Annotated in this window: 26 protein-coding genes and 1 pseudogene; 10 read left to right on the top strand and 17 right to left on the bottom strand. The window is 41.9% G+C overall.

The features are described 5' to 3' along the window. Positions 1 to 178: 178 nt before the first annotated feature. From QM738_RS14345 to miaB, 8 genes and pseudogenes are all read right to left on the bottom strand, one after another. Positions 179 to 784 carry a thioredoxin family protein gene (locus tag QM738_RS14345; protein ID WP_462277415.1) on the bottom strand — a complete coding sequence of 202 codons (606 nt, stop codon included), beginning with the start codon at positions 782 to 784 and terminating at the stop codon, positions 179 to 181. 91 nt (positions 785 to 875) lie between these two features. Continuing rightward, on the bottom strand, positions 876 to 1,847 hold the full coding sequence (locus QM738_RS14350; RefSeq protein ID WP_462277416.1) for a YihY/virulence factor BrkB family protein: 972 nt from the start codon (positions 1,845 to 1,847) through the stop codon (positions 876 to 878). 21 nt (positions 1,848 to 1,868) lie between these two features. Continuing rightward, complete coding sequence (mltG, locus tag QM738_RS14355) at positions 1,869 to 2,888, bottom strand: endolytic transglycosylase MltG (RefSeq protein ID WP_462277417.1); 1,020 nt, start codon at positions 2,886 to 2,888, stop codon at positions 1,869 to 1,871. Between the two features lie 129 nt (positions 2,889 to 3,017). Next, complete coding sequence (gene secG / locus QM738_RS14360; protein ID WP_462277418.1) at positions 3,018 to 3,386, bottom strand: preprotein translocase subunit SecG; 369 nt, start codon at positions 3,384 to 3,386, stop codon at positions 3,018 to 3,020. Position 3,387: 1 nt separating this feature from the next. Beyond that, entirely contained in the window at positions 3,388 to 4,455 is a 1,068-nt protein-coding gene (locus tag QM738_RS14365) for a hypothetical protein (RefSeq protein ID WP_462277419.1), read from the bottom strand. Positions 4,456 to 4,496: 41 nt separating this feature from the next. Further along, entirely contained in the window at positions 4,497 to 5,021 is a 525-nt protein-coding gene (gene lptE, locus QM738_RS14370) for an LPS assembly lipoprotein LptE (protein WP_462277420.1), read from the bottom strand. Positions 5,022 to 5,138: 117 nt separating this feature from the next. Next, positions 5,139 to 6,375: pseudogene (locus QM738_RS14375) on the bottom strand (sigma-54 interaction domain-containing protein). A 15-nt stretch (positions 6,376 to 6,390) separates the two neighbouring features. After that, on the bottom strand, positions 6,391 to 7,818 hold the full coding sequence (miaB, locus tag QM738_RS14380; protein ID WP_462277421.1) for a tRNA (N6-isopentenyl adenosine(37)-C2)-methylthiotransferase MiaB: 1,428 nt from the start codon (positions 7,816 to 7,818) through the stop codon (positions 6,391 to 6,393). A 159-nt stretch (positions 7,819 to 7,977) separates the two neighbouring features. Here miaB and QM738_RS14385 point away from each other — a divergent pair, with 159 nt between their 5' ends. Continuing rightward, positions 7,978 to 10,419, top strand: coding sequence for a TonB-dependent receptor (locus QM738_RS14385; RefSeq protein ID WP_462277422.1), 2,442 nt, complete (start codon positions 7,978 to 7,980; stop codon positions 10,417 to 10,419). Here QM738_RS14385 and QM738_RS14390 read toward each other — a convergent pair. The 3 genes from QM738_RS14390 to QM738_RS14400 form a co-directional block, all read right to left on the bottom strand. Then, entirely contained in the window at positions 10,416 to 10,883 is a 468-nt protein-coding gene (locus tag QM738_RS14390; protein WP_462277423.1) for a hypothetical protein, read from the bottom strand. The genes QM738_RS14385 and QM738_RS14390 overlap by 4 nt on opposite strands. A gap of 164 nt (positions 10,884 to 11,047) precedes the next feature. Beyond that, positions 11,048 to 11,557, bottom strand: a complete 510-nt coding sequence (locus QM738_RS14395) for a hypothetical protein (RefSeq protein ID WP_462277424.1) — start codon at positions 11,555 to 11,557, stop codon at positions 11,048 to 11,050. Positions 11,558 to 11,666: 109 nt separating this feature from the next. Then, positions 11,667 to 12,443 carry a (Fe-S)-binding protein gene (locus QM738_RS14400; RefSeq protein WP_462277425.1) on the bottom strand — a complete coding sequence of 259 codons (777 nt, stop codon included), beginning with the start codon at positions 12,441 to 12,443 and terminating at the stop codon, positions 11,667 to 11,669. A 90-nt stretch (positions 12,444 to 12,533) separates the two neighbouring features. Between QM738_RS14400 and QM738_RS14405 the strand changes: the two genes are divergently transcribed. The 3 genes from QM738_RS14405 (at position 12,534) to QM738_RS14415 (ending at position 14,933) form a co-directional block, all read left to right on the top strand. Continuing rightward, positions 12,534 to 13,583 (top strand): hypothetical protein, encoded by a 1,050-nt coding sequence (locus tag QM738_RS14405; RefSeq protein WP_462277426.1) that lies wholly within the window; start codon positions 12,534 to 12,536, stop codon positions 13,581 to 13,583. Positions 13,584 to 13,748: 165 nt separating this feature from the next. Next, the gene (locus QM738_RS14410; RefSeq protein WP_462277427.1) at positions 13,749 to 14,420 is read left to right on the top strand and encodes a LysE family translocator; all 672 of its coding nucleotides are present in this window, start codon (positions 13,749 to 13,751) and stop codon (positions 14,418 to 14,420) included. Positions 14,421 to 14,438: 18 nt separating this feature from the next. Next, complete coding sequence (locus tag QM738_RS14415; protein WP_462277428.1) at positions 14,439 to 14,933, top strand: DinB family protein; 495 nt, start codon at positions 14,439 to 14,441, stop codon at positions 14,931 to 14,933. Positions 14,934 to 14,938: 5 nt separating this feature from the next. Here QM738_RS14415 and QM738_RS14420 read toward each other — a convergent pair whose 3' ends face one another. Further along, positions 14,939 to 15,268, bottom strand: coding sequence for a DHCW motif cupin fold protein (locus QM738_RS14420; protein ID WP_462277429.1), 330 nt, complete (start codon positions 15,266 to 15,268; stop codon positions 14,939 to 14,941). 92 nt (positions 15,269 to 15,360) lie between these two features. Between QM738_RS14420 and QM738_RS14425 the strand changes: the two genes are divergently transcribed. The 3 genes from QM738_RS14425 to QM738_RS14435 all read left to right on the top strand — a co-directional run bounded on the left by QM738_RS14425 (position 15,361) and on the right by QM738_RS14435 (position 20,494). Next, positions 15,361 to 16,530, top strand: a complete 1,170-nt coding sequence (locus QM738_RS14425; protein ID WP_462277430.1) for a class I SAM-dependent methyltransferase — start codon at positions 15,361 to 15,363, stop codon at positions 16,528 to 16,530. Positions 16,531 to 16,793: 263 nt separating this feature from the next. Next, positions 16,794 to 18,134, top strand: coding sequence for an exonuclease domain-containing protein (locus tag QM738_RS14430; protein WP_462277431.1), 1,341 nt, complete (start codon positions 16,794 to 16,796; stop codon positions 18,132 to 18,134). 113 nt (positions 18,135 to 18,247) lie between these two features. After that, positions 18,248 to 20,494 carry a Tex family protein gene (locus tag QM738_RS14435; RefSeq protein ID WP_462277432.1) on the top strand — a complete coding sequence of 749 codons (2,247 nt, stop codon included), beginning with the start codon at positions 18,248 to 18,250 and terminating at the stop codon, positions 20,492 to 20,494. A 62-nt stretch (positions 20,495 to 20,556) separates the two neighbouring features. Here the strand turns inward: QM738_RS14435 and QM738_RS14440 are convergent, their stop codons facing one another. Continuing rightward, complete coding sequence (locus QM738_RS14440) at positions 20,557 to 21,150, bottom strand: outer membrane beta-barrel protein (protein ID WP_462277433.1); 594 nt, start codon at positions 21,148 to 21,150, stop codon at positions 20,557 to 20,559. Positions 21,151 to 21,271: 121 nt separating this feature from the next. Beyond that, complete coding sequence (aat, locus tag QM738_RS14445; RefSeq protein ID WP_462277434.1) at positions 21,272 to 21,901, bottom strand: leucyl/phenylalanyl-tRNA--protein transferase; 630 nt, start codon at positions 21,899 to 21,901, stop codon at positions 21,272 to 21,274. Positions 21,902 to 22,060: 159 nt separating this feature from the next. On the opposite strand from aat, the gene QM738_RS14450 reads away from it, so the two are divergent. Both QM738_RS14450 and QM738_RS14455 read left to right on the top strand, forming a co-directional pair. Beyond that, positions 22,061 to 22,936, top strand: coding sequence for a helix-turn-helix domain-containing protein (locus QM738_RS14450; RefSeq protein WP_462277435.1), 876 nt, complete (start codon positions 22,061 to 22,063; stop codon positions 22,934 to 22,936). Positions 22,937 to 22,947: 11 nt separating this feature from the next. Then, positions 22,948 to 23,427, top strand: coding sequence for a DUF983 domain-containing protein (locus tag QM738_RS14455; protein ID WP_462277436.1), 480 nt, complete (start codon positions 22,948 to 22,950; stop codon positions 23,425 to 23,427). A 25-nt stretch (positions 23,428 to 23,452) separates the two neighbouring features. Here the strand turns inward: QM738_RS14455 and plsX are convergent, their stop codons facing one another. The 3 genes from plsX to QM738_RS14470 form a co-directional block, all read right to left on the bottom strand. Further along, positions 23,453 to 24,397: a phosphate acyltransferase PlsX gene (gene plsX, locus QM738_RS14460; protein ID WP_462277437.1), complete on the bottom strand. Its 945-nt coding sequence runs from the start codon at positions 24,395 to 24,397 to the stop codon at positions 23,453 to 23,455. A 161-nt stretch (positions 24,398 to 24,558) separates the two neighbouring features. Next, positions 24,559 to 24,753, bottom strand: coding sequence for a 50S ribosomal protein L32 (gene rpmF, locus QM738_RS14465; protein WP_462277438.1), 195 nt, complete (start codon positions 24,751 to 24,753; stop codon positions 24,559 to 24,561). Between the two features lie 77 nt (positions 24,754 to 24,830). Then, the gene (locus tag QM738_RS14470) at positions 24,831 to 25,388 is read right to left on the bottom strand and encodes a YceD family protein (RefSeq protein ID WP_462277439.1); all 558 of its coding nucleotides are present in this window, start codon (positions 25,386 to 25,388) and stop codon (positions 24,831 to 24,833) included. Positions 25,389 to 25,580: 192 nt separating this feature from the next. Here QM738_RS14470 and QM738_RS14475 point away from each other — a divergent pair, with 192 nt between their 5' ends. Next, on the top strand, positions 25,581 to 26,657 hold the full coding sequence (locus QM738_RS14475; RefSeq protein ID WP_462277440.1) for a DUF3810 domain-containing protein: 1,077 nt from the start codon (positions 25,581 to 25,583) through the stop codon (positions 26,655 to 26,657). Positions 26,658 to 26,675: the final 18 nt, after the last annotated feature.

Raw genomic sequence — 26,675 nt, forward strand, 5'->3', positions numbered from 1 at the left:
ACTAAACACAAAAACAATTCCGTAAAAGAGGGCAGCATCAACTTTGTAATATCGTTAACAGCAAAACGCAGTAAAACAAATAAATTTAATCCCGTTTTAATTTTTTGCTGTTGCCGGAAATAAAAAAAGATATTTCCTGTTAAGAAAATATCTTTTTGAAAAACTGTTTTATTAAAGTTTATCCCTTGCGCTTAATGCCACAGCCAACGCTCCTGCTTTCTTTCACCGAAATTTCCTGGCCGGATACCAATTGCTGCATGGCAGCTTCCAGGTGCTTACGTGATACGGCGCCTGCATCACTTGGATTATCATCGATAGCGCCATGATAAACGAGTTTCAGGTCCTTGTTAAATAAAAAGCATTCCGGTGTACGGTTAGCGCCAAAAGCATCAGCCAGTTCATTGTTCTTATCTACCACATAATTGCATTTGTAACCCTGTTCTTTGGCGTAAGCTTTCATGGCTTCATAACTGTCTTCCTCGCCGCGTTGTGCTTCATTGCTGTTTAAAATGATCATGCCGATATTATTCTTTTCTGCATAAGCCGCTGCTTCGAGCGTACGCTGCTGGTTCTTGATCACGTAAGGGCAGGTATTGCAGCTGAACATTACCAGCACGCCGTTATCTTTCTTTACATCTTTTATCGAAACTTCTTTACCGGAAATATCTTTCAGCTTAAGATCTGCCTTGGGCATTGCACTGCCAATGGGCAATACTTCGCTTGCTGTAAATGCCATTGCTGCCAGTGATGCTGCAACGGTTAATGACAAGAGTATCTTTTTCATACCATTAAATTTTATGGAGGTTATTGTTTGATTTGTTTAATAAAACTCAGTCAAATAAAGTTAGCAAATACAGCGAATAACAAAAAACCACTTATGTAATTTGTTTGGCAGAAGCCCTTGCTTTTTCTTCGGCTTCGCGGTTGCCGGCAATGGTGCGGAGTGATTTGATACTTACATTCAATTCAAAGCCAATGAGTAATACGAGTGAGTTGATGAAGATAAGCGCCATTAACATAATGATGGTACCGATGGAGCCATACAGTGCATTATAACGGCCAAAATTGTTAACAAAAGCTGAAAATCCTACAGTTGCCACCAGGCTTAAGAAGGTGGCCAATATGGTGCCCGGAGAAACCAGCATCCATCTTTTTTGAACTGCCGGCGCATATTTATAAATGAATGCAATGGAATAAAACACCAGCGCAATGATCACGATCCACCGCACATAATAAATAAAGTCTTTCCAGAAATCGCTTTTTACCCCGAACCATTTTAATACAGCACCCTGTGTAATGAGCAACAGCAGGCAGCCCAGCACCAAACCAAATATTAATACGGTAAGCCGGATGGCTATCCAGCGGGTATGTAATCCTTTTCTTTTTTCGAAGCCGATATAATTTTTATTGAACGAACGCATCAAACCCATCATGGCATTGGAAGCAAAGAATAATGCCAGTATCAAACCAAATGACAACAGGCCGATCTTGTTGCCATCAATAAAAGAATCTACAAATTTTATGATGTTGCTGTTGTATCCTTTTGCAGGAACGATATCAGTGATGAGCGCATGCAACTGTATCTTCATGCTCTTCCTGGAAATGAACGGAAGATTGGGAATTAAAGTGAACAGGAATAAAAAAGAAGGCGGAATAGCCATGATAAAATTGTAGGAAATGGCTGCGGCCCTTTCCGTAAGTCCCACAGTTTTTATCTGCCTGTAAAAGAATTTTATTACATCGTATAACGGAACGCCCTCAAAGCCCGGCAGGTACCAGTGCTTGCTTTTGCGTAAGATAAAAGCAAATGGTGTTTTGGTCACCAGTATGCGTTCCAGTTTTGTCATGCAGTGTACAAGATACTAATCTCATTTTATATTTACACTATCCAGGAAATGCTGATAATTCCTGGCATTGATCTTATGCACCTCGTAATCATCCGTAAAGTTGGAAAGCCTTGACCAGTCTGGCTTTGCCACAAAGAAAATATAGTTGGTGCTGGGTGCATTTAAAACCGCATCGATACTTTTTACAGAGGGGGTGCAGATAGGACCCGGCGGTAAACCGGCATTGAAATAAGTATTGTACGGGGAATTTGCTGCTGCCTGTTTATGAGAATCTCTTATTCTTTGTAAGGCAAAATTGCGTAAAGCAAATTTTATAGTGGGATCTGCTTCCAATCTCTGCCCTTTCCTGAGGCGATTGATATAAACACTGGCAACATTGCCCCTGTCTGCATCCATAACCGTTTCTTCCTCCACAATACTTGCCATTGTGTACACCTGCTGAGGCGTCAGGTTCAATGCAGCGGCTTTTTGTTTGCGTTCATCGTTCCAGAATTTCTGCTGATCGTTGTACAGTTTTTTAAAGATCTTTGCAGGAGCGGTGTTCCATAAAATGCTGTAGGTATTAGGTATTACAGCAGTCATTATGGTGTTGCTGTCTAAATTATATTTTTTGAGTGAATCTTCATTGTTCAAAAAACTGATCATACTCAATGAATCACATTCAAAATTAGCTGCTATCTTTTTGGCCAGTTCTTCTTTTGTCCGCAGCTTGGTGATCACCAGGTTTACCGGCGATTGATTGCCTGCCCGCAACATACGCACCAGGTTAAAGATGCTCATGCTATTCTTTATTTCATAACGGCCGGCTTTTACCATCTTGGGATAATCGAGTTTTTTGGCTACGAGGTTGAACCAGAATTCGCCGTTGATTATTTTTTCTGCTGCAAGATTTGTTTTGATGGTCTCATAACTGTCGCCGGTATGGATATAAAAATATTTTTTTTCGGGTGCAGATACAGCGGGGCCAAATAATTTCCAGCATATAAAACCACCGGCGATCAGTAAAATGGCGAGTACGGAGAGTATTGTTTTCTTTTTCATTCCTGCTATAAGATTTGGCTTTTGATCAATGCGGTACAATCTGAATGGCCGGCATCAATTTTTTTCAAAGTAAAATAAAAAACCCCGGTGTTACCATCGGGGCCTTTAAATATTTTTATAAAATTACGCTTATTTAACGCTGTCAGTTTTTTGAGGAGTTGCAGCCCCAGTTCCGGTCATTGGAACGGTAGCGTTTGGTGTAGCTGCAGGTGCAGCAGGGGCGGCCTGCCTTGCCGGAGCATTTACGTCTTTTAATATATTAGAATCAGAAGGTTTTTTCATAAATGCAGGAGATACCAGGCAAAGGATACCTACGATAGCCGCAAATAACCAGGTACCTTTTTCCAATACATCTGTGGTTTGTTTTACACCCATCAGCTGGTTGCTGAAACCACCCAGGCTGGCTGATAATCCACCACCTTTTGGATTCTGTATCAATACGATCAGGCCCAATACTACAGAAGCTATGATCACTAGAACTCCGAATAAAATTAACATGTTACGATCCTTTTAATTGTTCAATTTTGGCTGCAAAGTAAGCGTTTTTGGAGGGATTGAGCAAACTTAATTTTTTATACACTTCCACCGCTTTACCCGCCTTACCCTGCTGGGCCAGCACCTCGGCCATGGCTTCGGTGACCACTTCGCCTTCCTTATTGCTTTTTTCGGCCAGGTTTTGTACCGTAATGTCCTGGTTTACAGCAGGTACACCCGCTGCAGGGGCATGTATCTTCTTCATGGTTTTAAGCCATTCGGTAAAGCTTTTCAGCTGTTTGCCCAGCTTATCAGCCGTTTGCGCATCCTCGCTGAGTTTAATGCCCTGCGATGCAAAATAATCCACCATGTGCATGGGCTCAAAACTGAGTTCATTGCCGGATGTCTGCGGTATTACCGGCGCAGGTATGTTGATCTTCATAGGTTCAATAGTTGATTCGGTTTGTGCAATTTCCTCGGCACTCGTGTCTTCAATAGTCTCTGCAGGTAACGCTGTTTCCGCTGTTGCTGTTATTTCTTCTGTATCATTTGTAATGGGCAAGGTGGTTTCCTGTATTTCTTCAGCAATATGTATGGTATCAGTTGTGGCTTCACTTGTCTCTGCCACTGTCACCGGTTCTTCCATCACCGGTTCGGTTATTTCATTGGGGATTATCACTTCTTCAGCAGAGGTATCCAAAGCAGTATTATCTTCAGTAGCCGGTGTATCAGTAATGCTATCCTCCGGCAATGTTTGTGCAAGCGCTACTGCAGTGATGGCCTCGGTTTCATTTACAGGTATTGTTGCTGCCTCGGGCTCTTCTGCCTCAATAAATGCTTTTGGAACGATGACTTCCACCGCTTCTTCTTCCTGCAATTGAAAATGCAGCCAGTAAGGATTGTTGAACAAAATGCCTGTTCGGGTTGCCTGTTGCTGGTAAGCGGCATCCTCCTGCTTTAACTGCTGCAGGTAAAAAAACTGAACGGGTGAAAAATAAGGGTATTGCCTGGCGGTCTTCTCCAAAAGATATTTATCGGTAATGCCGGGATCTTTTTCTTTTAACAATACTTCAAGTAAAGCGGAATGCTGCATTATTCAAAACTAAAACACAATGCACAAACAGCCAATTGTTTTTACCAGTTGGCAAAGATTTTATTGAATATCTCGTCCACGATATTGCCGACGATCTTGGTGAGGTTGCCCGCTTCTGCCTGTGCAAGACTTTGTGATGCAGGGAAATCGACATAGGTGCTTACATCTGCTTCAAAATTCTTTTTTTCATCCAGTGTGTTCTTAAAAATAAGATGGAAAGAAATATTGAGCCTGTTGGTGGATGCATTGGTGCCGGTGATACCGGTGGTGCTGGTATAATACTGGCTTACATTACCGCTGATATCGTAATGGGCATCATCGCTGTTGGTCTGCCGCAGGCGGGTGGTGTTGATGATCTTCTGCTTTAGTTTTTCGGTTATCTGCGGAGCCAGCTGCGGGTTTACATATTGCGCCCGGTTGGTGAGTGGGTTTACCCGGAATGTTTTTACTTCGGGTGGTATAGGGGCAGTGTCTTTAAAACCGTATTTGCAGGTGGAGTAGGAGAAGCATAATAAAATAAAACAGCAGGCAATCAATAATTTCCATTTGCTGTATAGTAAACCCATGTTATTTGATCTTTTTAAAAGCGTCTCCATTTTTATAAGCAGCAAATTACTCAGATTATTGTAGTTTTTTTGTTAAAGAAGCGATAAGGCATAAGGTTGTGAAAGTATCTGCCATTCTTACTCCTCAATATCATACTCCTTCAACTTCCTGTATAATGTTCTTTCACTGATGCCAAGGTCAAGCGAAGCATCTTTGCGTTTGCCTTTATGTTTTTTGAGGGCTTTAATGATCAGTTCTTTTTCTTTATCCATGATGCTCAGCGATTCTTCCACATCTTCATGATGGTGGATATCATCGTGGTTGCCACCCTGGTGAAGAATTACCGGCTGGTTGGTAACTGCGGGTAATACATTACCGTTGCCGCCATTGTACTCTTTCATTTCGTCGGCAAATACGGGTGCATGTGTGGCCATACCGGGATTCTGTAAAAGATCGAAGAACATTTTCTTCAGTTCGTTCACATCTTTCTTCATGTCGAAGAACAGCTTGTACAGGATCTTCTCTTTCGTTGGCAAATTCTGTTTGGCTTACGGTACTGGCGCCACCGGATAATGCCGGGAGGCGGGAATAATTATGTTCCGGTAAAAAATTTCTTAACTGAACTGCATTTACATTTTTATTCTGGCTCAATACGGATATCTGTTCTGCAATATTTTTTAACTCTCTCACATTGCCTGGCCAGGTATAATTGACCAGTACATTTCTTGCTTCATCATCCAGCTGCACCGGTGGCGCTTTGTATTTGTCTGCAAAGTCGGCCACAAATTTCCTGAACAGTAAAGGAATGTCTTCTTTCCGGTCGCGTAAAGCAGGCACCCTGATGGGTACGGTATTCAAACGGTAATACAGGTCTTCCCTGAATTTGCCGGTCTGTGTAAATTCTATCAGCTCTTTATTGGTAGCAGCAATTACCCTTACATCCGTTTTCTGCACTTTGGATGAACCCACACGGATATACTCACCGGCCTCGAGTACACGAAGTAAACGTGCCTGCGTACCCAGCGGCATTTCACCGATCTCGTCTAAAAAAATAGTACCACCGTTCACTGTTTCAAAATAACCCTTGCGACTGTCTACCGCACCGGTAAAACTTCCTTTTTCATGGCCGAATAATTCACTATCAATAGTTCCTTCGGGAATGGCGCCGCAGTTAACCGCAATAAAAGGATTGTGTTTTCTTGCAGATAAGGCATGAATGATCTGTGAAAAAACTTCTTTACCCACACCACTTTCACCATTTATCAAAACCGAAAGATCGGTATTGGCTACCTGTGCTGCTATATTCAGGGCATAGTTCAATGCCGGCGAATTGCCGATTATGCCGAAACGGTTTTTAATACTTTGTAGATCCATTTGCTTGTCTTTAAATTAATCTTTTACTCCTACCGCTTTATTACTGAATAAAGTGCCGGCGGTACATTTATCTATTGTTACGTAAACATATTCTCCCTTCTTAAAATGCGCTCTTGGAAAGATCACCACTTTATTATGATCCGTTCTTCCCTGCAATTCGTTCTCATCTTTTTTACTCGTGCCTTCTATCAATACCTTAAATGTTTTGCCCACATCCCGCTGCATACTTTGTAATGAATGAATGCGGTGCAGGTCGATCATTTCCTGCAGTCTTCTTTTCTTCACTTCTTCCGGGATATCATCTTTAAATCTTCTTGCTGCTAAAGTACCCGGGCGCTCACTGTAAAAATACATGTAGGCCAGGTCGTAATTACAATATTCCATCAGGCTTAAAGATGCCTGGTGATCTTCTTCCGTTTCGGTACAAAAGCCGGTGATCATATCGGTGCTCAGTCCGCAATCGGGCAATATTTCGCGGATGCGGTTCACTTTGGCGATATACCATTCGCGGCTGTATGTTCTGTTCATCAGCTGCAACACACGGCTGCTGCCGCTTTGCACCGGCAGGTGAATATAGTTACAGATGTTCTCGTATTTCGCCATGGTGAACAACACTTCATCCGTAATATCTTTTGGATGCGAAGTGGAGAATCTTACTCTTAACAACGGCGATATCAACGCCACTTTTTCCATCAGCAGGGCAAAGGAAACGGTCTCGTTATTCTTTTCATCGATCCAGTGATAACTATCCACGTTCTGTCCAAGCAAAGTCACTTCACGGTATCCCTGTTCAAATAATTCTTTACACTCGTTCACAATGCTGGCGGCATCGCGGCTTCTTTCGCGGCCACGGGTAAATGGTACAACACAAAAGCTGCACATATTGTTGCAGCCCCGCATGATGCTTACAAAAGCATTCACGCCATTACTGTTCAAACGGATGGGGGCAATATCTGCATAGGTCTCATCACGGCTCAGTAACACATTCACTGCTTTCTGGCCGGTCTCGGCTTCTTCAATAAGACCGGGCAGGCTGCGGTAAGCATCAGGCCCCACCACCATATCCACCAGTTTTTCTTCGTTCAGGAATTGGGCCTTTAATCTTTCGGCCATGCAGCCCAGTACACCCACCAGCAAAGAAGGATTACTCCTTTTAAATTTGCGGAATTCGGTCAGTCTTTTTCTAACCGTTTGCTCCGCTTTATCGCGGATGCTGCAGGTGTTGATGAAGATCAGGTCGGCATCTTCCACGTTCCTGGTAGCGCCAAAACCCCTTTCATTCAGTATGGACGCCACCACTTCGCTGTCGGCAAAGTTCATGGCACAGCCATAGCTTTCTATGTAAAAATGCTTTTTAAATGTGTTCACCTCGTTGGAAAAAGGCGCATAGGCTTCCCCTTGCCTGGCTTCGTCATGTTCTTTATGTGTCAGTGTTTCCAGCATCTGCCGCTTTTTTTAAGAGTGCAAAGATACATCAAATCGTATAAATTATGACAGGATGGCAGGAGTGTGCTTTCACATAAAATTATACAACCGTTGATAATAAAAACCCTGTCTTTTTGTTGATATAGGATAAATTTGTTCAATAAAACCCTGCTTTACTTGAAATTTATTTTTTCGGCCATTTCCCTCTTACTCTTCCTTACTGTAAGCGCACAAAAAGATTCTGCGGCCAGGGCTGCTGACCCGGGTATCATCATTGGTACGGTGCTGGACAATGATAATTCCAAAGCAGTTACCCCAGCCACGGTTTCACTGACCAGGATGGGCGACAGTACCGTGACCAGGACGATGATCACGGTTAAAGACGGTTCCTTTATGTTCGACCACCTGCCGTATGGTTTTTACCGGCTGCAGGTAAGCATGCTGGGGTATAATAACCTGCGGCTGGATAGTATCAATATCCGTTCGGATAGGTTTGATTTTGACCTGAACGATATCAAGCTGCACCGCAAAAGCACGGATATGGATGAAGTGGTGGTATTTGCCGAAAAGCCATTGATCGAGAATAAGGATGGTAAGATGATCTTCAATGCGGGTGAGTCGGCATTAAGCGCCGGTTCTTCTGCAACAGAATTATTAAAGCAGGCGCCGCTGGTGAATGTGGACAATGATGGTAAAGTGCAACTACGGGGCAAGGATGTAAAAATACTGATCGATGATAAGCCGGTAGAGCTGAATGGCAAACAACTGCAGGACCTTTTGGAAAGTATGCCCGGCAGTATGATCGACAAGATAGAAGTGATGACCACGCCGCCGCCACAGTATGCCAGCGAAAGGGGCGGGGTGATCAATATTGTTACTAAAAAAGGGCGGGTAGGTATGAGTGGCCGGTTGAATGTAAGCTATGGTACCCGTGGTGAGAATGGTGTTACTGCAAGTTTCAGTTATCGCAAGAATAAGATATCATTGAATGCCAATGCCGGCTTTGGCTACAATGCTTTTGAAGGCAGCAGTTACAGTTACCGGCAGAATATTTATGCTGATTCCACCAACTTTTTTAATACTACCGGTACCAATGGCAACAATGCCCTGCGGCCCAATGCTAGGGTAAGCCTGGATTATGATATGAACAAACGCAATGCGTTCAACTTTACTGCTTTTTTCAACAGCAGCAGTATGGAGAGTAATAACAGTAACCAATACACGAATATAAGCAGCCTGAACAATATTTATAAAGCCAGCAACCGTTTTATCAATACCAACAGCAGCAGCGCATCGCCTAATTTTAATGTTACGTATACCGCAAAAGGTAAATTGCCTACCACTGTTTTTAAAGTGATCACCGGGTTGAATTTTGGCAACAATGACAATGAAAGAGGCTATTACCAGCAATATTTAAATCCAGATTATACTTTTAACGGCACTGATAGTACACAACAGCAAAACACGAATATAAAGAACAGTACCATCAGTATACGCCTGAATTATGACCGCCTGCTGAAGGGTGATAAATTCTTCCTGAACCTGGGCAATGGTTTGATAAGGGCTAATAATCACAATCTTTTAAATACTTCGTTTTTAAGAAAAACGGATAACGTGTTTGTAAAGAATGACCTGCTGAGTAATGATATTGAATTTCACCAGAACATCTTCTTTTACAGGGCAGCACTGCGCTACAGCATACAACCCGATTTTAATATTACCGTAGGTACACAGCTGGAGCAGACGACCACTAAATTCAACCTGGTGAATGATACCAGCGATTATGCCAATAATTACTGGAGTGCATTGCCTTTTTTAACTGCCTTAAAAAAATGGGAGAATGACCTGAGCATTACGTTGAGTTATAAACGTACCATTCAGCGGCCGGGCCTCAACCAGCTGAACCCGAGCGTGGATTACAGTGATCCATATAACAAACGCTTTGGTAATCCTTACCTGCAGCCTTATTTCGCTGATAACTTTGATTTTATCATTGGTAAATGGACCAAAGCCTATTATGCCAACATATCATTAGGATACAATATCCTGCAGGATATTTACAGTTCGATAAGAACATTGCAGGCAGATGGTACCACCACTACCACCTGGCAGAATATCAGCGGCAGAAAAGAATATGAAGTGAATACCTGGGGCGGCTATACGATCAATAAAAAAGCCAAAGTGAATTTAAGCCTGGGCTACAGTTACAATGCCTACAGCGAGCACGATAAAACAGTGAACCGTTACCATGATGGAGGTTCCATATTTTCCACTTTCAACGGCAGTTACCAGTTCAATCCATTGCTGAATGCGAATATCAGCATTACGTTTAACCGTTTTGCCAATCCGCAGGGAACGGTGCGTAGCACGCAGAGTATGAATGTAGGCGTGCAACAAAAAATGTTCAAGAAAAAACTCACTCTATCATTGAGTATGATCAATCCTTTCCGCCAGCAGCAGAACAGGAATTATACCTATGCGCCCAATTTTAACCTGGAAAGTTATAATACCACCAAAACAAAGAATTTCAGGATAGCAGTGAGTTATCTTTTTCAGAAGAAACAAAAGAGTAATAATGCCAAAGCTGACCTGATGAAGACTTTAAAAAAACAAGGCTAAAATCTTATGGCAACGGGCTCACTCCAGGTATAATCTTTTGTTGAGTATTTGGGATCGTATGCAAGCCGTGAAAGATCATGCTCCATACTTTTTATTATAAGATCTGAAGTCGTCGCCCAATGCTCATCACCTGGTAGTACTACTCTAAAACCAACGGTTACCGGCAGCGAATTGTTAAGCGTGCTGTCTGAAATTTTGAACCTGCCTGATAATGTATAAGATTCATTTGGCTTCAAGCTGATCGCCTGTGCAATATTTTTGGGACATCCTTCATAGTCCCTGTAAATAATTTCCGGTTTAAAACTGATACAACTGTTCCAGGAGCAGGACATTAGTAAGAAAGAGAATGCAGTGTCTGCTTTGTTTGTAATGATGATCTTTAAATTATGCGCATGATCTTTACTGGTACCGGTATCAGTGTTTTCCAGTTTTATGTCTAAAGGATAGATAGCAGGACTTGCCAATGTATTTACCTGGCAGAAAACTGTTGCGGATAAGCAAATACAAAGAAAGACCAAAAGAGATTTTTGTACCATAACAGAAAAAGGGCTAACTACACTTTAGACGACAACCTCTGTTTTAATTGTCGCAATTCAGCAGGGATCATTTCTTTTGGAATGAGGAGATGTTATACTTTGGCCGATAATCTCTTTGCCAGCCAGCTGTCTTTAACAGGAACGATCCATTTTTCCAGCAAATCTTTTTTGGTAAGAACGGTGTTGTTGAAGTACAGGGTATCGCCGTTGATAAAATTATTCTCTGCGGCATAGTTCAATTGTGATAAAGGCAGCAACTGCACTTTTTCTTTGATAATGAAAGCCAGGTTCTGCCTGTTGAACATATCCACCTTGAATTTTTGTTCAATATCTTTTATCAAATGCACGGAACTATCGGTGCTGCAACCGCTCACGCCGCTTTGTGTTTCATCGGCCATAATAACAATGAATTGCCCGAAAAATAAATTGGCAAATCCCTTTACTTCGTCGCCATGACTTTTCCAGTTCGCCACAAAAGCATGCAGCATATCTTCCATTTCAAAAGCTTCGCTCATTAAGAATAAACGGCTGCTTTGATAGATCCACACTTTGGAATTATCGTCGAAATCTGCGGGGATATGTTCGGTTATGTCGATGTTCATCTTTCTAAATTTTATTTTTATAGTTACGGGTTTATTTCGTTTTTGATCGTTAGCGAAGAATAGCATTCAAAAAATCCGCAAACGATCAAAACCCGCAACTCGTAACTTTTTAAATAGAAGCCGCCACTAGCTCCGCAATATCCAGCACCTTCACACTCTCTTCTTTTTCATTACTCTTTACACCATCCGTAAGCATCGTATTGCAAAAAGGACAGGCAGCTGCAATTACAGCAGCACCGGTATCCAGGGCTTCTTTGGTTCTTTCCAGGTTGATCCTTACATCGCCCTTTTCTTCTTCTTTAAACATTTGTGCACCACCGGCGCCACAACATAAACCATTGCTGCGGCAACGTTTCATTTCCACCAGTTCTGCATCCAGCGCTTCCAGTACTTTGCGGGGTGCTTCGTAAATATCATTTGCACGACCGAGGTAACAACTATCGTGGTAAGTTATTTTTTTGCCTTTAAAGCTGCCGCCCCCTTCCATTTTTATTTTGCCTTCATCGATCAGTTGCTGTATGAAGGTGGCGTGATGGATCACTTCATAACTGCCGCCCAGTTCGGGGTATTCGTTCTTTAAAATATTAAAGCAATGCGGGCAGGCCGTAACGATCTTTTTTATACCATAACCATTCAATATTTGTATGTTCTGGTACGCCATCATCTGGAACATGAATTCGTTACCGCTGCGCCTTGCAGGATCGCCGGTACACATTTCCTCTTTCCCCAAAATGGCGTATTTAATACCCACTTTATCCAGTATGGTAACAAATGCCTTTGTTATTTTTTGCGCCCGCTGGTCAAAACTTCCGGCACAACCCACCCAGAACAATATTTCGGGGCTTTCGCCGCCTGCCATCATTTCGGCCATTGTTGGTATATGCATACAAAAATGTTTGGTACAGCAAATGTATTAATAGTTTTACGATTGCCATTTGCGGTTAAGGTTTTATTTTTGAAGTTTATAATTAAGCATTTGAAAAAGTTCCTGCAAAAGATCACTAATTGGGAGGCCTGGCCTTTCAAATTAATATATGCTCCCATTACACCCGTATGGCTATGGTACATTATAAAGTCCCGTGCGGTATGGTTCTTTACTCCCAGTAATCCCAAACTTACTTTTGGTGGTATGGAAGGTGAGCCTAAGAAGGAGATGTACGACCTGTTGCCAAAGGAGTTGTATCCTGCTACATTCAATGTGTTGCCTAAAGAAGATTTTTCTTCCATCAATGCAAAGCTACAGCAGCATGGCATTGTATATCCATTGATCGTAAAACCTGAAGTAGGCGGGCAAGGTATACTGTTCCGCAAGCTGGATACAGAAGCTGAATTTTTGCATTATCATTCCCTGATGCCGTTTGAATATATCGTACAGCAGCTGGTACATTATCCCATGGAAGTAAGTGTGTTCTATATACGGCATCCCAAAGATGCAAAAGGTATTGTTACAGGCTTCCTGCACAAGATTCCTTTGCAGGTGGTGGGTGATGGAAAACATACATTGGAAGAACTGGTATTGCAACATCCCAAAGGCAATAAAAGAGTGGGAGAGCTGCATAGCAAGCACAAGGGTAAATGGAATACGGTAATACCTGTCGGGGAGAAGTACATGCTGAGTTATGCGGCTAACCATAACCGTGGTGCTCACTTTGTTGATCTGAAAGAACATATTGACGAAAAGCTGGTGAGTATATTTGACAGGATCAGTCATGGTATCAATGATTTTTTCTATGGCCGATACGATATCATGTGCACCAATGTAGAAGACCTGAAGAATGGCAAAAATTTTTCGATACTGGAATACAATGGTTGCGGTGCAGAGCCGAATCATTTTTATGATACGGGTTATACCTTGATAAGGGCGTACAAAGAGATACTGAAACACTGGAAAGCTTTATACCAGATCAGTAAGTACAACAGGCAGCAGGGTATAACTCCCTGGCCATTGCAAAAAGGCAGAAAGTTTTTAAAAGATACACAACAGCATTATAAGCTGATGAAGGAAGTGGATGAACGGATCGGATAAGGGGCGACACGCTTAAGGGGCGGGACGCTGCAAGCGACCTGAACCTTAAGCCTAATATCGAATGTACGAATGTCGAATGTAAGCTCAAACTTAGAAACATTCGATATTCAACATTCGCACATTCGACATGGGTCGATATTCGACATTTGAAAATTCAGCATGCAAATGAAAAAATTAGTAAGAATATTTGGCTGGGGCTTAGTGATAAGCTTTTTAGGTTCGCTGCCATTGGGTACGCTGAATGTAGCTGCCATGCAGATCGGCATACAGGAAAGTATTAAAGAGGCCATCTATTTTTCATTTGGTTCTTTGCTGGTGGAAATGGTGTATGTAAGAATATCATTGGTGGGTATCGACTGGGTGCGCAAGCAGGATAAGCTGATGAAGATAATGGAATGGGTAACACTGGCGATCATTGTGGCATTGGCAGTAGGCAGTTTTGTGGCAGCAGCCAAAGGCGGTGGCGAAGCAAAAAATGTGTTGCTGAAAAATAATATGCACCGCTTTTTATTGGGTATGCTGATGTGTGCCATCAACCCGGTGCAGATACCATTCTGGTTTGGATGGAGCACGGTACTGTTCACTAAAAAAATACTGGAGCCTAAAAAGGAACAATACAACAGTTACATTGTAGGCATTGGTTTGGGAACACTTTTAGGCAACTGTGTTTTTATATTTGGCGGCAAATGGCTGGTGCAGCGTATTGCCAACAGCCAGCAATACCTGAACTGGGTTATCGGGGGCATATTCGCATTAACGGCCATTATACAACTGGTGAAAATGCTGCTGCATAAAGACAGCATCTCTAAATTCCAGGAAGAGGGTGAAACAACTTAATTGCTTAAAAAAAATACGATGTCTGTAAAAACAGCCTTCATTGCCGAACTGCAACACGAAGCGGCATTGACAAAAAAAATGCTCGAAAGGGTACCATTCGATAAAAAAGACTGGAAGCCGCATGAAAGATCAACCACTGTGGGCCGACTGGCTACGCATATTGCCGAGATCACTATCTGGATATCGAGGATCATGAATGCAGATGAATTCAATTTTGCCACAGCCCCGTTCAAAGCCTATACTGCATCATCAACGGAAGAGTTGCTGGAAATTTTTGAAACCAATCTGCAAACCGCCATTAATGATCTTGAAAAAGCAACGGATGCGGAATATGACAGGATATGGACCGTAAAAGCAGGAGATAAAGTAATGATGGAATTGCCCAAAAAGGTTGCTGTAAAAAGCTGGACGCTCAATCATTTTATACATCACCGCGGTCAATTATCGGTTTACCTGCGTTTGCTGGATGTACCGGTGCCGGGTATGTACGGGCCTTCTGCCGATGAAAGATAAGGAGATCAGTCTACGATCAATAATTTGCAGCCATTTACTGAGGAGGAGCGGTGTGCTTCGCAATCGTCGCCAACATGATAGGTCATTCCTTTGGAGAATTTGAACACCCTGCCATCTTCCAGCTTGGTTTCCATTTCCCCATCAATGCAATAGATAACGTGACCTTTATGACACCAGTGATCGGCTAAATAACCGGCAGAGTATTCGGTCATCCTTACCCTGATATCGCCCATAAAAAATATCTTGGAAGTGGCTTTGCCGGTAACCCCATCACGTTCTTTAACGTCCATATCGGTCCAGTCTACGATGGTAAAGGGAAACTTGTCAATTTTCATGCTGCAGAATTTTATCGTTTTTTTTAAAATAGTGTAACAAGCACTGCTATACAGAATAGGTTACCTTTGCAATGTCGTAAAAAAATCAATTCATGTTAAATAATGTGCCATCTTTTTTGGCGGAGGTCGCCACCAGCTTTAGCCGACAGGAGTTGTTGAAAATAACGCTGGGCAATAAAAGAGTGAAGACGGCCGATCTGAAGAATATTTTTATTAAACCGGTGAAAATAAAAAATGCAGATAAGCTTTCTTTTACTTACCGCAATCCCACGCAGGATATTTTTAAGAATTACGATCTGCAGGAAGGATTGGCATTGCTGGATAAGATGCTGCAAACGGATTTTTTTAATGCCGATCTTTTTACCACCACGCAGGATCATCACCTGGCGATGGATAAAAAAGGCGCAGTAAAGATCATTACAAGGCCTGCAAGTTTATCGGCCACTGCCAGCACAGGCTTACACGATAAGCAAAAGAAAAGAATAGTAAATGCTGCCGCTGCCGGTTACCTGCAGCAACTGGGCATTACTACAGCCGAAGGAGTTGTTAAGAAAGACATGCAGGATAAATTCAAACAGATCAACCGGTATGTTGAAATTATTGAAGGCATAATAAAAGATACGAAACTTGGCGAAAGTATAACGGTTGCAGATATGGGCAGTGGCAAAGGTTATTTAACCTTTGCATTGTACGATTACCTGGTGAATAATTTAAAACTGGACGCAACAGTTACAGGTGTGGAATTACGGGAAGACCTGGTGAACAAATGTAACCAGGTGGCAAAGCAATGCGGCTACAACAAACTGCAGTTTGAAAAAGGCAGTATTGAAGAAGCGGTGATCCCTTCCATCGATATGCTGATAGCATTGCATGCCTGTGATACCGCTACAGACGATGCCATTTTTAAAGGCATACAAAGCGATGCAGCCATCATTATCTGTGCGCCCTGCTGCCATAAGCAGATACGCAAACAAATGGCGCCAGAAAATGAATTGAAAAGCATTACCAAGCATGGTATCTTACTGGAGCGCCAGGCCGAGATAGTAACCGACAGTATCCGCTCGTTGATACTGGAAGCGCATGGCTATAAAACCAAAGTATTTGAATTCATCGCTACAGAACATACTCCTAAAAATGTTTTGATCGTTGGCATCAAAGCCAATAAAACGGAAGCTTCCAGAAAAGAAAGCCTGGAAAAAGTGGAAGGCTTAAAAAAACTCTTCAACATAAAGAACCATTATTTAGAAACATTGTTCTCTTAAAGCAGCTTTACTGAAATTTAAACTGCGATCAAGTCCCATCGGGACGATATTTTGGTAACACTATAAATATAAATGCTCTAAGCCCCGTAGAGGCGGCATTATACACTCCGCTCCGGGAAACCCTGGCCTGAATGGAGAGCAGCAACCATTCCCGGCATTTTTGTTACCAAAATTTCAGCGTTGCAGCTTTTCTTTCTAAATAACTAAAATAATTAGTAAATTGCCTTTCTTTTGAGCTAATACATCCTGGATAAACAATTTTAATGTACGCCATAGTAGATATAGAAACAACCGGTGGATATGCTGCAGCCAGCAACATTACGGAGATATCTGTATTCATACACGATGGTACAAGGGTGGTAAAACATTTCGAAACACTGATCAATCCAGAACAAAGCATTCCAAGGTATATAACAGCATTAACAGGTATAGATGATGCTATGGTGGAAGATGCACCTACATTTGATGAAGTGGCGGATGTGTTGTTCGAACTTTTAAATGAAAATGTTTTTGTTGCCCACAGTGTCAACTTCGATTACAGTTTTGTAAAACACCAACTCAAAAATTCAGGCTACGATCTTACTGCAAAAAAATTGTGTACCGTGCGCCTCGGCAGAAAGATATTTCCCGGCCTGCCTTCTTATAGTCTCGGTAATCTTTGCCGCTCCCTGAATATTGCTATTGAAAACCGGCACCGGGCAGGCGGTGATGCCAAAGCCACCGTTACACTGTTTGAATATTATCTTGCGAATAACGGTGAACTGTATATCAATGAAATGCTGAAAAGATCTTCCAAAGATCAATGGCTGCCCTTGCACCTGGATAAGAAGGAGATCGAACAATTGCCAACAAAACCGGGCGTGTATTATTTTCATAACAGCAAGAACAAAATTGTGTATGTAGGCAAGGCCATCAATATCAAAAAAAGAGTGAGCAGCCATTTTACACACAATGACCCCGATCGCAAGCGGCAGAATTTTTTACGCAATATTCATAAAGTAACGTATAAAGAATGTGCCACCGAACTGGAAGCGCTGGTATTGGAAAGCACGGAGATAAAAAGAATATGGCCGCTGTATAACCGGAGCCAGAAACAACCTTTGCAGAAATACGCCTTATATCATTTTGAAGATGCAAGAGGCTATATACGTTTGGCGATCGATAAAAAGAAAAAGAATATACCGGCGCTGTATGTATTTAATTTATTGCACGAGGGATTAGTGATGCTGAAAAAAATGGTGGAAGAATTTGAACTGAATGAAAAATTATGCTTTTTAGATAAAACAGCATTTACCATCAGCGATTATGAATTTTTGGAACCACCGGCAATTTATAATGGAAAAATAAACCGTGCACTGGAAGCGCTGAACGAACAATTGCCCACATTTGTAGTAGTGGATGAAGGCATCAGCACCGATGAAAAATTATGCCTGCTGATAGAACGGGGAAGTTTCTGGGGCATGGGCTATATTCCCAAAAAATTGAAACCGCAATCGTCGGGCGAATTAAAGAACTATTTAAACCCTTATGCCGATAATGATTATATACGAAACAGCATTTATTCCTTTGCCGAAGCCAATCCGCATAAGAAAATATTGCTTTAGCTAATTGTATCCAGTATTCCAATTTTTTATTTCGGTGCACAACACTAAATTCGCAGCCCTAAATAATTTTTTGATCCGTGACAGGAAAATCATAACAATAAATATTTCAATTGATGTCAGAGTTTGTTCAGCCGATTGCGCAAAAATTTAATTTTAAGATACAGCAGGTAGATGCGGTGCTTGCCCTGCTGGAAGAAGGCGCTACAATTCCGTTTATAGCCCGTTACCGTAAAGACAGGACCGGTGCACTGGATGAAGTGCAGATACAGCAGATACAGGAAGAAGCGAAATTTTTAAAAGAATTTACAGAACGCAAAGCCTTTATAGAAAAAGCCATTACCGACCAGGAAAAAATGACGGAGGCTTTGCAGGAAAAGATCAATAAAGCCACCACACTGGCAGAGCTGGAAGATATTTACCTGCCCTATAAACCCAAGCGCAAGACCAAGGCGCAAACTGCCCGTGAAAACGGTTTAGAGCAATTGAGTAATTTAATATTGGAACAAAAGGATATTGACCTTACTGCTGAAGCTGCAAAATTCATCAACGATAAAGTGGCAGATGCAGAAGCTGCATTGCAGGGTGCAAGGGATATCATTGCAGAACTTATTAATGAAGATGCACAGGTAAGGGCTAAAATGCGTAAACTGTTTGAAACAGAAGCCACGTTGCAAAGTAAAGTAGTAACCGATAAAGAAACGGAAGGCATTAAATACAAAGATTATTTTGAGTTCAGCGAACTCATCAGCAAGATACCGTCGCACCGGATACTGGCAGTGCTGCGTGGATTTTTAGAGGGCTACCTGCGCATAGCAATAGCTCCATTGGAAGAAAATGCGCTGGAGATGGTGGAGGATATGTATATCAAAGGCATGAGCAGTTGCAGCGACACCATACGCAAAGCCATCAAAGATGCGTACCGCAGATTGTTACAACCAAGCCTGGAAACAGAGTTCCGCACAGCATTAAAAACAAAAGCGGATGAAGAAGCGATCAATGTTTTTGCAGAAAACCTGCGCCAGTTATTATTAAGTTCTCCATTGGGCAGTAAAAGAATACTGGCCATCGATCCCGGTTATCGTACCGGATGTAAAGTAGTTTGCCTGGATGAGAAAGGCAACCTGCAAAAGACCGATCTTATTTTCCCGCATGAGCATAACCGTGCAGCAGCAGAAGAGATCAAGATCAAAAATTTAGTGCAGCAATATGGCATAGAAGTTTTTGCAATAGGTGATGGGACAGCTGGGAGGGAAACAGAACAGTTCATAAAAAAACTCAACTTAAACCTGCCCGTATTTTTAGTGAATGAAGATGGTGCCTCCATTTATTCCGCCTCTGAAATTGCCCGGGAAGAATTCCCGAATGAAGATATTACAGTACGTGGTGCGGTAAGTATTGGCCGCAGGCTGATGGACCCGTTAGCAGAACTGGTAAAGCTGGATCCTAAAAGTATAGGAGTGGGGCAGTACCAGCACGATGTGAACCAATTCCGTTTAAAAGAAAGGTTGGATGCAACTGTAATCAGTTGTGTGAACAATGTAGGCGTAAACCTGAACACTGCCAGCAAACATTTATTAAGTTATGTAAGCGGTATCGGTAATACCCTTGCAGATAATATTGTAAAATACCGCGACGAGATAGGGAAATTCAGCAGCCGCAAACAATTATTAAAAGTACCAAGACTGGGCGGCAAAGCATTTGAACAATGCGCCGGTTTTTTACGTATCAAAGATGGGGAAGATGTACTGGATGGCAGTGCTGTGCATCCTGAAGCATATATGGTAGTGGAAAATATTGCGAAAGATTTAGGTATTGCAGTAAATGCCATCATTGGAAAAGAAGATCTTTTGAAAACGGTGGATGCCAAAAAATATGCTACCGAACAAATTGGAGAACTAACGATAAAGGATATACTAAATGAATTGAAGAAGCCTGGATTAGACCCCCGCAGCGAAGCACAGCAGTTTGAATTTGCCAACATCTACAGTATTGATGATGTGAAAATAGGTATGGAAGTACCGGGTGTGGTAACCAATATCACCCGCTTTGGTGCCTTTATTGATATTGGTGTAAAACAGGATGGACTGGTGCATGTATCAGAAATTTCACATACTTATATCACTGACCCGAACGAAGCATTAAAGCTGAACCAGAAAGTACAGGTAAAAGTGCTGGAAGTGGATACGGTAAGAAAAAGAATTGCCTTGTCCATTAAACAAACCATGGAAGCACCTGCAAGGAACCAGCAGCAACGCCCCAAATTCAATGGGCAGCATTCAAATAAGCCGCAACAAAAATCGGTAGCTGATATGCCATTGAATGATGCACTCGCTGCATTGAAACAAAAATTCGGTAAATAGAATTTAAATAATACAATAAAAAAGCGCCTCTGAAAAAGGCGCTTTTTTATTGCCGCTTAAAATTATTTTCTTTTGGATGGACCAAAGTTTTTGGAAATACCCACATTCACCTGCTGGCCAAAGGTCAATGAAAAAGAACTGCTGGAGTTGGCCCCGCTTACATCGGCTTTAGCAGTAGTATAATCAATACCACCAAAACCAAAGTTGAGTGCAAAACCATTAGAGACATTTACACCCACTGCAGGAAAAAGATTGATATCAAAACCATTTACAGTAGTGCTGGTGCCAACAAAGGGTTTGTACTTGGTGGAAGAATAATTAAAATTGGCATGACCAAAAATACTGAAGATGCTGCCCAGGCTTTTGGTATAACGTACAAACGGGCCTGCAAGAAAACCGGAAGTTTTATTGTAGTTGCCGGAAGTACCGATCTCATCTTTACTGCCATTGATACCCAGGTTGATACCGGCGGTCCATTCATCAGCAAACTGGTAGCCAATACCGGGCGTTACTGAATAGGAAGAACTTTTGGAATTGCTGGCATCTTTGTCTGATTTTACAGCGAGATTACCATACAATAATACCGATCCTTTTTGTGCATTTACTGCCTGCGTCAGTAATACTAACGATAACGCAGCTACGAATACTTTTTTCATTTTTTTTGTTTTAATAGTTAATGATTAAAATGTTTACACCTAAGGCTGCATTCAATGCATAATGGTTGCATAGCTGCAATCTTTTTACTTTCTCTTAACTTTTTTAAGTAAGGATAAATGATCAGTGGATATTAGCAGAAAGTATACCAGAAAAGTCTTTTCTTGGTATCATTCTTGCCCCGAGGCTTTCTAAATGAGGCGTATACACCTGGCAATCGATGAGTTGAATATTTTTTTGCAGGTATTGTACAAATTTGATAAAGGCAAATTTACTGGCATTGCTTTTTTTACTGAACATACTTTCGCCAAAAAATATTTTATCCAGCAATACACCGTATAAACCGCCTACCAGTTCATCGCCCTGCCATGCTTCGGCGCTGACTGCAAAGCCCTGCTGGTGTAATTTTGTATATGCAGTAATTACTTCCGGTTGTATCCAGGTACCATCCTGGCCTTTTCTTACAGCAGATTTGCAAAGTGCAATTACTTTATCAAAAGCTTTATTGATCGTGAATTGAAAACTACCGTTATTTAAAACGGTGTGCATGCTCTTGCTGATTTTTAATTCTTTGGGAAATAAAACAAACCGTGGATCGGGGCACCACCAGCAAATGGGTTCATCTTCATTATACCAGGGAAAGATGCCGTTTTTATAAGCCAGCAATAAACGTTCGGTACTCAGAATCGCCGCCAATGGCCAGTAACCCATCCTCATCGGCCATTGCAACTGCAGGAAAAATAATTCTTTCATCTAATACAAACATGCTTAAAAATAATAAAAGTCCGGTTAATAATCTTTAACCGGGGCCACCTGCTGTAAATTAAGCATCAGTAAAAAGTACCACAAAACAGCTAAATAGCACCTTTACAATTATTGCAGCAATTGTAATTTTACAATATAAACAATCAAATGGCAAAAAATAAACTCCCGGTATATGATATCTGCAATATTGCAGGTGATGCAGATGAATTTATGATCGACCGGTTTGGACATTATTTGGAAGAGCATAAAGACCTCCATTTTCCGCACAAGCATTCCTTTTATCATTTGGTTTATTTCAGTAAAGGTTCCGGCAGTCATGCGGTGGATTTTGTACGGTTCCAGGTAGTGGCAGGGCAGTTATATTTTATGGTACCGGGGCAGGTGCATACCTGGAATTTTAAAAATGCACCGGATGGGTTCATCATCAACTTTTCTGAAAAGTTTATACAGGAATTGGTTGCAGCAGCACGGTATCTCGACCGGTTCCATTTCTTTTCGGGTGTTGCAGCGGAACAGGTGATCCATATTCCCAGGGCGGGGCAAAAAGATATTGTACAATTGTTTGAAGGCATATTGGCTGAGGCTGCAGCAGCAAAAAGATTCAGCGGTGATATGATAAGGGCATTGATGATACAACTGTTTATATCCGTTGACCGCTATTCGGTAAAGCAGGATAGTCTGCACAACAACAATTATAATTCGGTAGTATTTAAAAATTTCAAGCAACTGGTGGATATTCATTACAGGGAGAAAAAACTCACCAAGGATTACGCGGCCCTGTTGTATATAACACCCAATCACCTGAATGCACTTACAAAAGATATCACCGGTCATCCCGCTGGAGAATTGATAAGGGACAGAATCTTACTGGAAGCAAAACGCATGCTCATCAATAGCGAAATTACCATTGCAGCAATAGCAGATACGCTGGATTTTGCTGATAATTCTTATTTCTCCCGTTTCTTTAAAAAATATACCGGTATTACTCCCGAAGTATTCCGGAAACAAAATATCACTCAATAAAAATCAAGATCATGGAACAGCTTATTGATACTATTGCACAAAAGGATAAACCTGCAAAAAAAACTGTGTTAAATGTCTTTGCATGCAAATGCCCCCGTTGCAGGGAAGGGGATATGTTCGTTAATAAAAATCCCTATGTATTAAAAGAAACGATGAAGATGCATCAGCTTTGCCCGGTTTGTGGCCAGCCTTTGAATATTGAAGTAGGTTTTTATTTTGGTTCCAGCTATATCAGCTATGCTTTAACTGTTGCCATAAGCGTGGCCACTTTTATTGCATGGTGGGTGCTGGTAGGATTATCATCAGATGATAACAGGATATTCTACTGGCTGGCATTGAATTCACTGTTGTTGCTATTGCTGCAACCTTATTTAATGCGACTGGCAAGAGCCGGCTGGCTGTCTTTTTTTGTAAGATATAACCGATATTGGAGAACAACGCCGGTTAAAAACTATGAAAGAGTGAATGAAGCGATGGAGAATAATTGGTAAACAGGAAATTCAACAACCCGATCTGTTAACCCTGTACAAAACTTCCTTTCATCTTTTCCAGCAGGTCAGTCTCTATCATACGTTGTGCGATGCGAATCATGTTCTTAAAGGCTGTGGCATGCGAAATACCATGGCCGATTATAACGGGCTTGGATACCCCAAGAACAGGAACGCCTCCATATTGTTCAAAATTAAAGCGGTCAAAATGTTCATCATGAATATTGCGGCGCTTTACAATATCGTAAATACTTTCGGCCAGTTTTAATACCACGTTGCCGGTAAAGCCTTCACAAACCAGCACATCTGCCTTGGTCATTAAAATATCCCTTCCTTCAATATTGCCAATGAAATTGATCTGGTTATTCTCTTTTAAAAGAGGATAAGCGGCCTGTGCCAGTAAATTGCCCTTGCCTTCTTCTTCGCCCAGGTTCACCAATCCCACTTTAGGATCGGCAAAATTTAAAATATGCTGCGCATATAAAGAACCCAGCACGGCAAACTGGTTCAGGTTCTCAGGTTTGCAATCAGCATTCAAGCCAACATCCACCAGTAAACCCAAGGTGCCATCTTCGCGGGGCATATAAGCGCCAATGGTAGGGCGTAATACGCCTTCAATGGCTTTGATGCTGAATAAAGAGCCCACCATCATAGCGCCGGTATTACCTGCACTGATGAACGCATCAATTTTACCGGTAGCCAGTAAATAAAAACCTATGGCAATGGAAGAATCTTTTTTTTCTTTTAAGGCCTTGGTGGGGTGTTCGTTCATTTCAATTACCTGCGTGGTATGAACGATGCTGTATTTTTCTGCAGGGAGTGTATGTGCGGAAAGATGAGTTTTGATCTGTGCTTCATCACCTATAAGGGTAAGGTGAACAGCACCCGTATTATCAGCCAGGAAAGCGGCTGCGCCTTTTACTGCTTCCAGGGGGGCAAAATCACCACCCATCATATCAAGTCCTATATTCATTTCGTTAGCTTTTATTATTCCTGCTGAAATATAGTAAAAACAATCGAGCAGGCAGAAAGTTATATACTCCTGAAAATAAAAATTCTAAACTCCATATCCGTACACGAATGTAGAGTTTAGAACCTACCTGCCGGCAGGCAGGTGCAAAGCTAAGAATTTATTTAGGCTTTAAGTGGTGCTTTTTCTGCCACTAATTTTCCTTTGTAGAATAATTTTCCTTCGCTAACATGTGCACGATGACGTACGTGAGTTTCACCAGTTGTTTTATCAACACTTAAAGTAGCTTCTACTGCTTTGTAGTGAGTCCTTCTTTTTGCACTGCGTTGCTGACTGTGGCGCCTTTTTGGATTTGGCATGACGTATAAATTATGAATTATGAATTATTAGTTATGAATTATAAGTTTTTGTTCTTATAATTTTTACTCTGTACTCTCTACTTCTTCGTCTTCTTCTTTACTTTAAACTGTTCCAGTCCTTTCCACAACTGGTTGCTGTTGGTTTCCTGCTGACCGGCTTCCATCTTCTTCAATTTTTCCAGCACTTCTTTATTGCACATTGGTCCGCCCATTTCTTCGTCGCTGCAGGTTTTCTGTATCGGGAAACTCAGCAGCACAAATTCATAGATCCAGTTGGTTACATTGATGTGGCTTTCCGTACGGGAGATATAAAATACATCAGGATCTTCTTCCTGGTCATTCATCTCTTCCGGGTTTTCCACCAGTTTCACCAGCATGTTGAATTCGTCCCAAATGTCCATCGGCAAAGAGTTGCCGCAACGGTCGCAATTCACATCTGCCTTACCACCGATCTCGAACTTCAGCAGCATAAAACTGCTTTTTTTATCCAGGCTCAGCTTGATGTTGGCGTGGCAATTGGTAAAATCTGTAGCACCTTTTTCAGCAAAGAACTTGTCGTCCACCTCGTAATTAAACTCATGAATGCCGGGCTTCAATCCCACAAAAGCTATCTCAAATCCCCGTTTATTAGCCATTACGGATAGTTTAAAGGACGGCAAAGGTAAAGGATTTTTTTGGATTTTTGATTGCTGATGGCGGATTTTATTAAGATTTAGCCCTTATCAAGGCGTTGTCTTGCCATCTATTTCACGGATTTTGCCAAAAAATTGCAATATAACGGCAAAATGGGCCAAAATCTGTTGCCCAGCACCTAATTTTAAGGCTGTATGAAGAAAAAAGCCTGGATCCTTGCGACCATTCTAGTGGCGCTGGTCATCATCATCCGCCTGTTCAGTGCCAACCAGTTGCGGGTGGAAGAACAGTATGCATCAGGCATTTACCCTGGTTTTTCGGCTTTTTTACGCCTGTTGTTCGGTTGGCTGCCCTTTAGTATCGGCGATATCCTGTACGGGCTGGCAGCTTTATGGCTGGTATGGAAAGTATTTAAAGCAATAAAAGCCCTGGTAAAAAGAAAAGTTACCCGGCAAAGTTTTACAAAGGGGCTGATCAAAACAGTGGCTATTCTTTTGATCGTCTACATTGTATTCAATATTTTCTGGGGCATTAATTACAACCGCAAGGGCGTTGCGTACCAACTGGGTTTAAAGATGGACAAGTACAGCACTGCCGATCTGCAGAACATCAATGCCATCCTGCTCAGCAAAGTGAATGCAGCGAAGCAAAGTATCATCGATCATAACATAACCTATCCTTCCACCAAAGAATTGTTTGCAAAAGTGGAACAGAATTACCTGCTGGCAGATAGTATGTTCCCATTCCTGCATTACCATCATCAGTCTTTGAAGACCTCGCTGTGGGGATGGTTGGGTAATTACACCGGCTTTACAGGTTATTACAATCCGTTTACCGGCGAAGCGCAGGTGAACACCACGGTTCCCCAATTTTTGCAGCCTTATACAGCTTCGCACGAAGTGGCGCACCAGCTGGGCTATGCAAAAGAAATGGAAGCCAACTTTGTAGGATACCTTGCTGCGAGTAATTCGCCAGATACTTTATTTCAATATTCTGTGTACCTCGATCTTTTTTTATACAGCAACCGCAACCTGCGGAGCCTGGACAGTGTGAGCGCCAATGCTTACTCACGGCAACTGATACCCGAAATTAAAAAAGACCTTGCCGAATGGCGAGACTTCAGCCGCAGGCACAGAAATCCCGTAGAGCCGGTGGTGCGCTGGATGTACGGCAAATACCTGCAAAGTAACCAGCAACCGCAAGGCGTATTAAGTTATGATGAAGTGACTTCTTTTTTAATTGCCTATTATAAAAAATTCGGGAAGATATAAAACTGGCATGCTTTTGTA

It is taken from the genome of Ferruginibacter sp., from assembly GCF_049840995.1.
Taxonomy (GTDB): Bacteria; Bacteroidota; Bacteroidia; order Chitinophagales; family Chitinophagaceae; genus Ferruginibacter.

Coding starts and splice junctions, on each gene's coding strand:
- QM738_RS14435 (WP_462277432.1), top strand. CDS start 18,248: ATGTCAGAGTTTGTTCAGCCGATTGCGCAAAAATTTAATTTTAAGATA.
- QM738_RS14470 (WP_462277439.1), bottom strand. CDS start 25,388: ATGGCTAATAAACGGGGATTTGAGATAGCTTTTGTGGGATTGAAGCCC.
- QM738_RS14475 (WP_462277440.1), top strand. CDS start 25,581: ATGAAGAAAAAAGCCTGGATCCTTGCGACCATTCTAGTGGCGCTGGTC.
- QM738_RS14425 (WP_462277430.1), top strand. CDS start 15,361: ATGTTAAATAATGTGCCATCTTTTTTGGCGGAGGTCGCCACCAGCTTT.
- rpmF (WP_462277438.1), bottom strand. CDS start 24,753: ATGCCAAATCCAAAAAGGCGCCACAGTCAGCAACGCAGTGCAAAAAGA.
- QM738_RS14455 (WP_462277436.1), top strand. CDS start 22,948: ATGGAACAGCTTATTGATACTATTGCACAAAAGGATAAACCTGCAAAA.
- QM738_RS14365 (WP_462277419.1), bottom strand. CDS start 4,455: ATGCAGCATTCCGCTTTACTTGAAGTATTGTTAAAAGAAAAAGATCCC.
- QM738_RS14400 (WP_462277425.1), bottom strand. CDS start 12,443: ATGCATATACCAACAATGGCCGAAATGATGGCAGGCGGCGAAAGCCCC.
- mltG (WP_462277417.1), bottom strand. CDS start 2,888: ATGAAAAAGAAAACAATACTCTCCGTACTCGCCATTTTACTGATCGCC.
- QM738_RS14395 (WP_462277424.1), bottom strand. CDS start 11,557: ATGAACATCGACATAACCGAACATATCCCCGCAGATTTCGACGATAAT.
- QM738_RS14450 (WP_462277435.1), top strand. CDS start 22,061: ATGGCAAAAAATAAACTCCCGGTATATGATATCTGCAATATTGCAGGT.
- miaB (WP_462277421.1), bottom strand. CDS start 7,818: ATGCTGGAAACACTGACACATAAAGAACATGACGAAGCCAGGCAAGGG.
- QM738_RS14420 (WP_462277429.1), bottom strand. CDS start 15,268: ATGAAAATTGACAAGTTTCCCTTTACCATCGTAGACTGGACCGATATG.
- QM738_RS14410 (WP_462277427.1), top strand. CDS start 13,749: ATGAAAAAATTAGTAAGAATATTTGGCTGGGGCTTAGTGATAAGCTTT.
- secG (WP_462277418.1), bottom strand. CDS start 3,386: ATGTTAATTTTATTCGGAGTTCTAGTGATCATAGCTTCTGTAGTATTG.
- plsX (WP_462277437.1), bottom strand. CDS start 24,397: ATGAATATAGGACTTGATATGATGGGTGGTGATTTTGCCCCCCTGGAA.
- QM738_RS14345 (WP_462277415.1), bottom strand. CDS start 784: ATGAAAAAGATACTCTTGTCATTAACCGTTGCAGCATCACTGGCAGCA.
- lptE (WP_462277420.1), bottom strand. CDS start 5,021: ATGGGTTTACTATACAGCAAATGGAAATTATTGATTGCCTGCTGTTTT.
- QM738_RS14415 (WP_462277428.1), top strand. CDS start 14,439: ATGTCTGTAAAAACAGCCTTCATTGCCGAACTGCAACACGAAGCGGCA.
- QM738_RS14430 (WP_462277431.1), top strand. CDS start 16,794: ATGTACGCCATAGTAGATATAGAAACAACCGGTGGATATGCTGCAGCC.
- QM738_RS14440 (WP_462277433.1), bottom strand. CDS start 21,150: ATGAAAAAAGTATTCGTAGCTGCGTTATCGTTAGTATTACTGACGCAG.
- aat (WP_462277434.1), bottom strand. CDS start 21,901: ATGAAAGAATTATTTTTCCTGCAGTTGCAATGGCCGATGAGGATGGGT.
- QM738_RS14350 (WP_462277416.1), bottom strand. CDS start 1,847: ATGACAAAACTGGAACGCATACTGGTGACCAAAACACCATTTGCTTTT.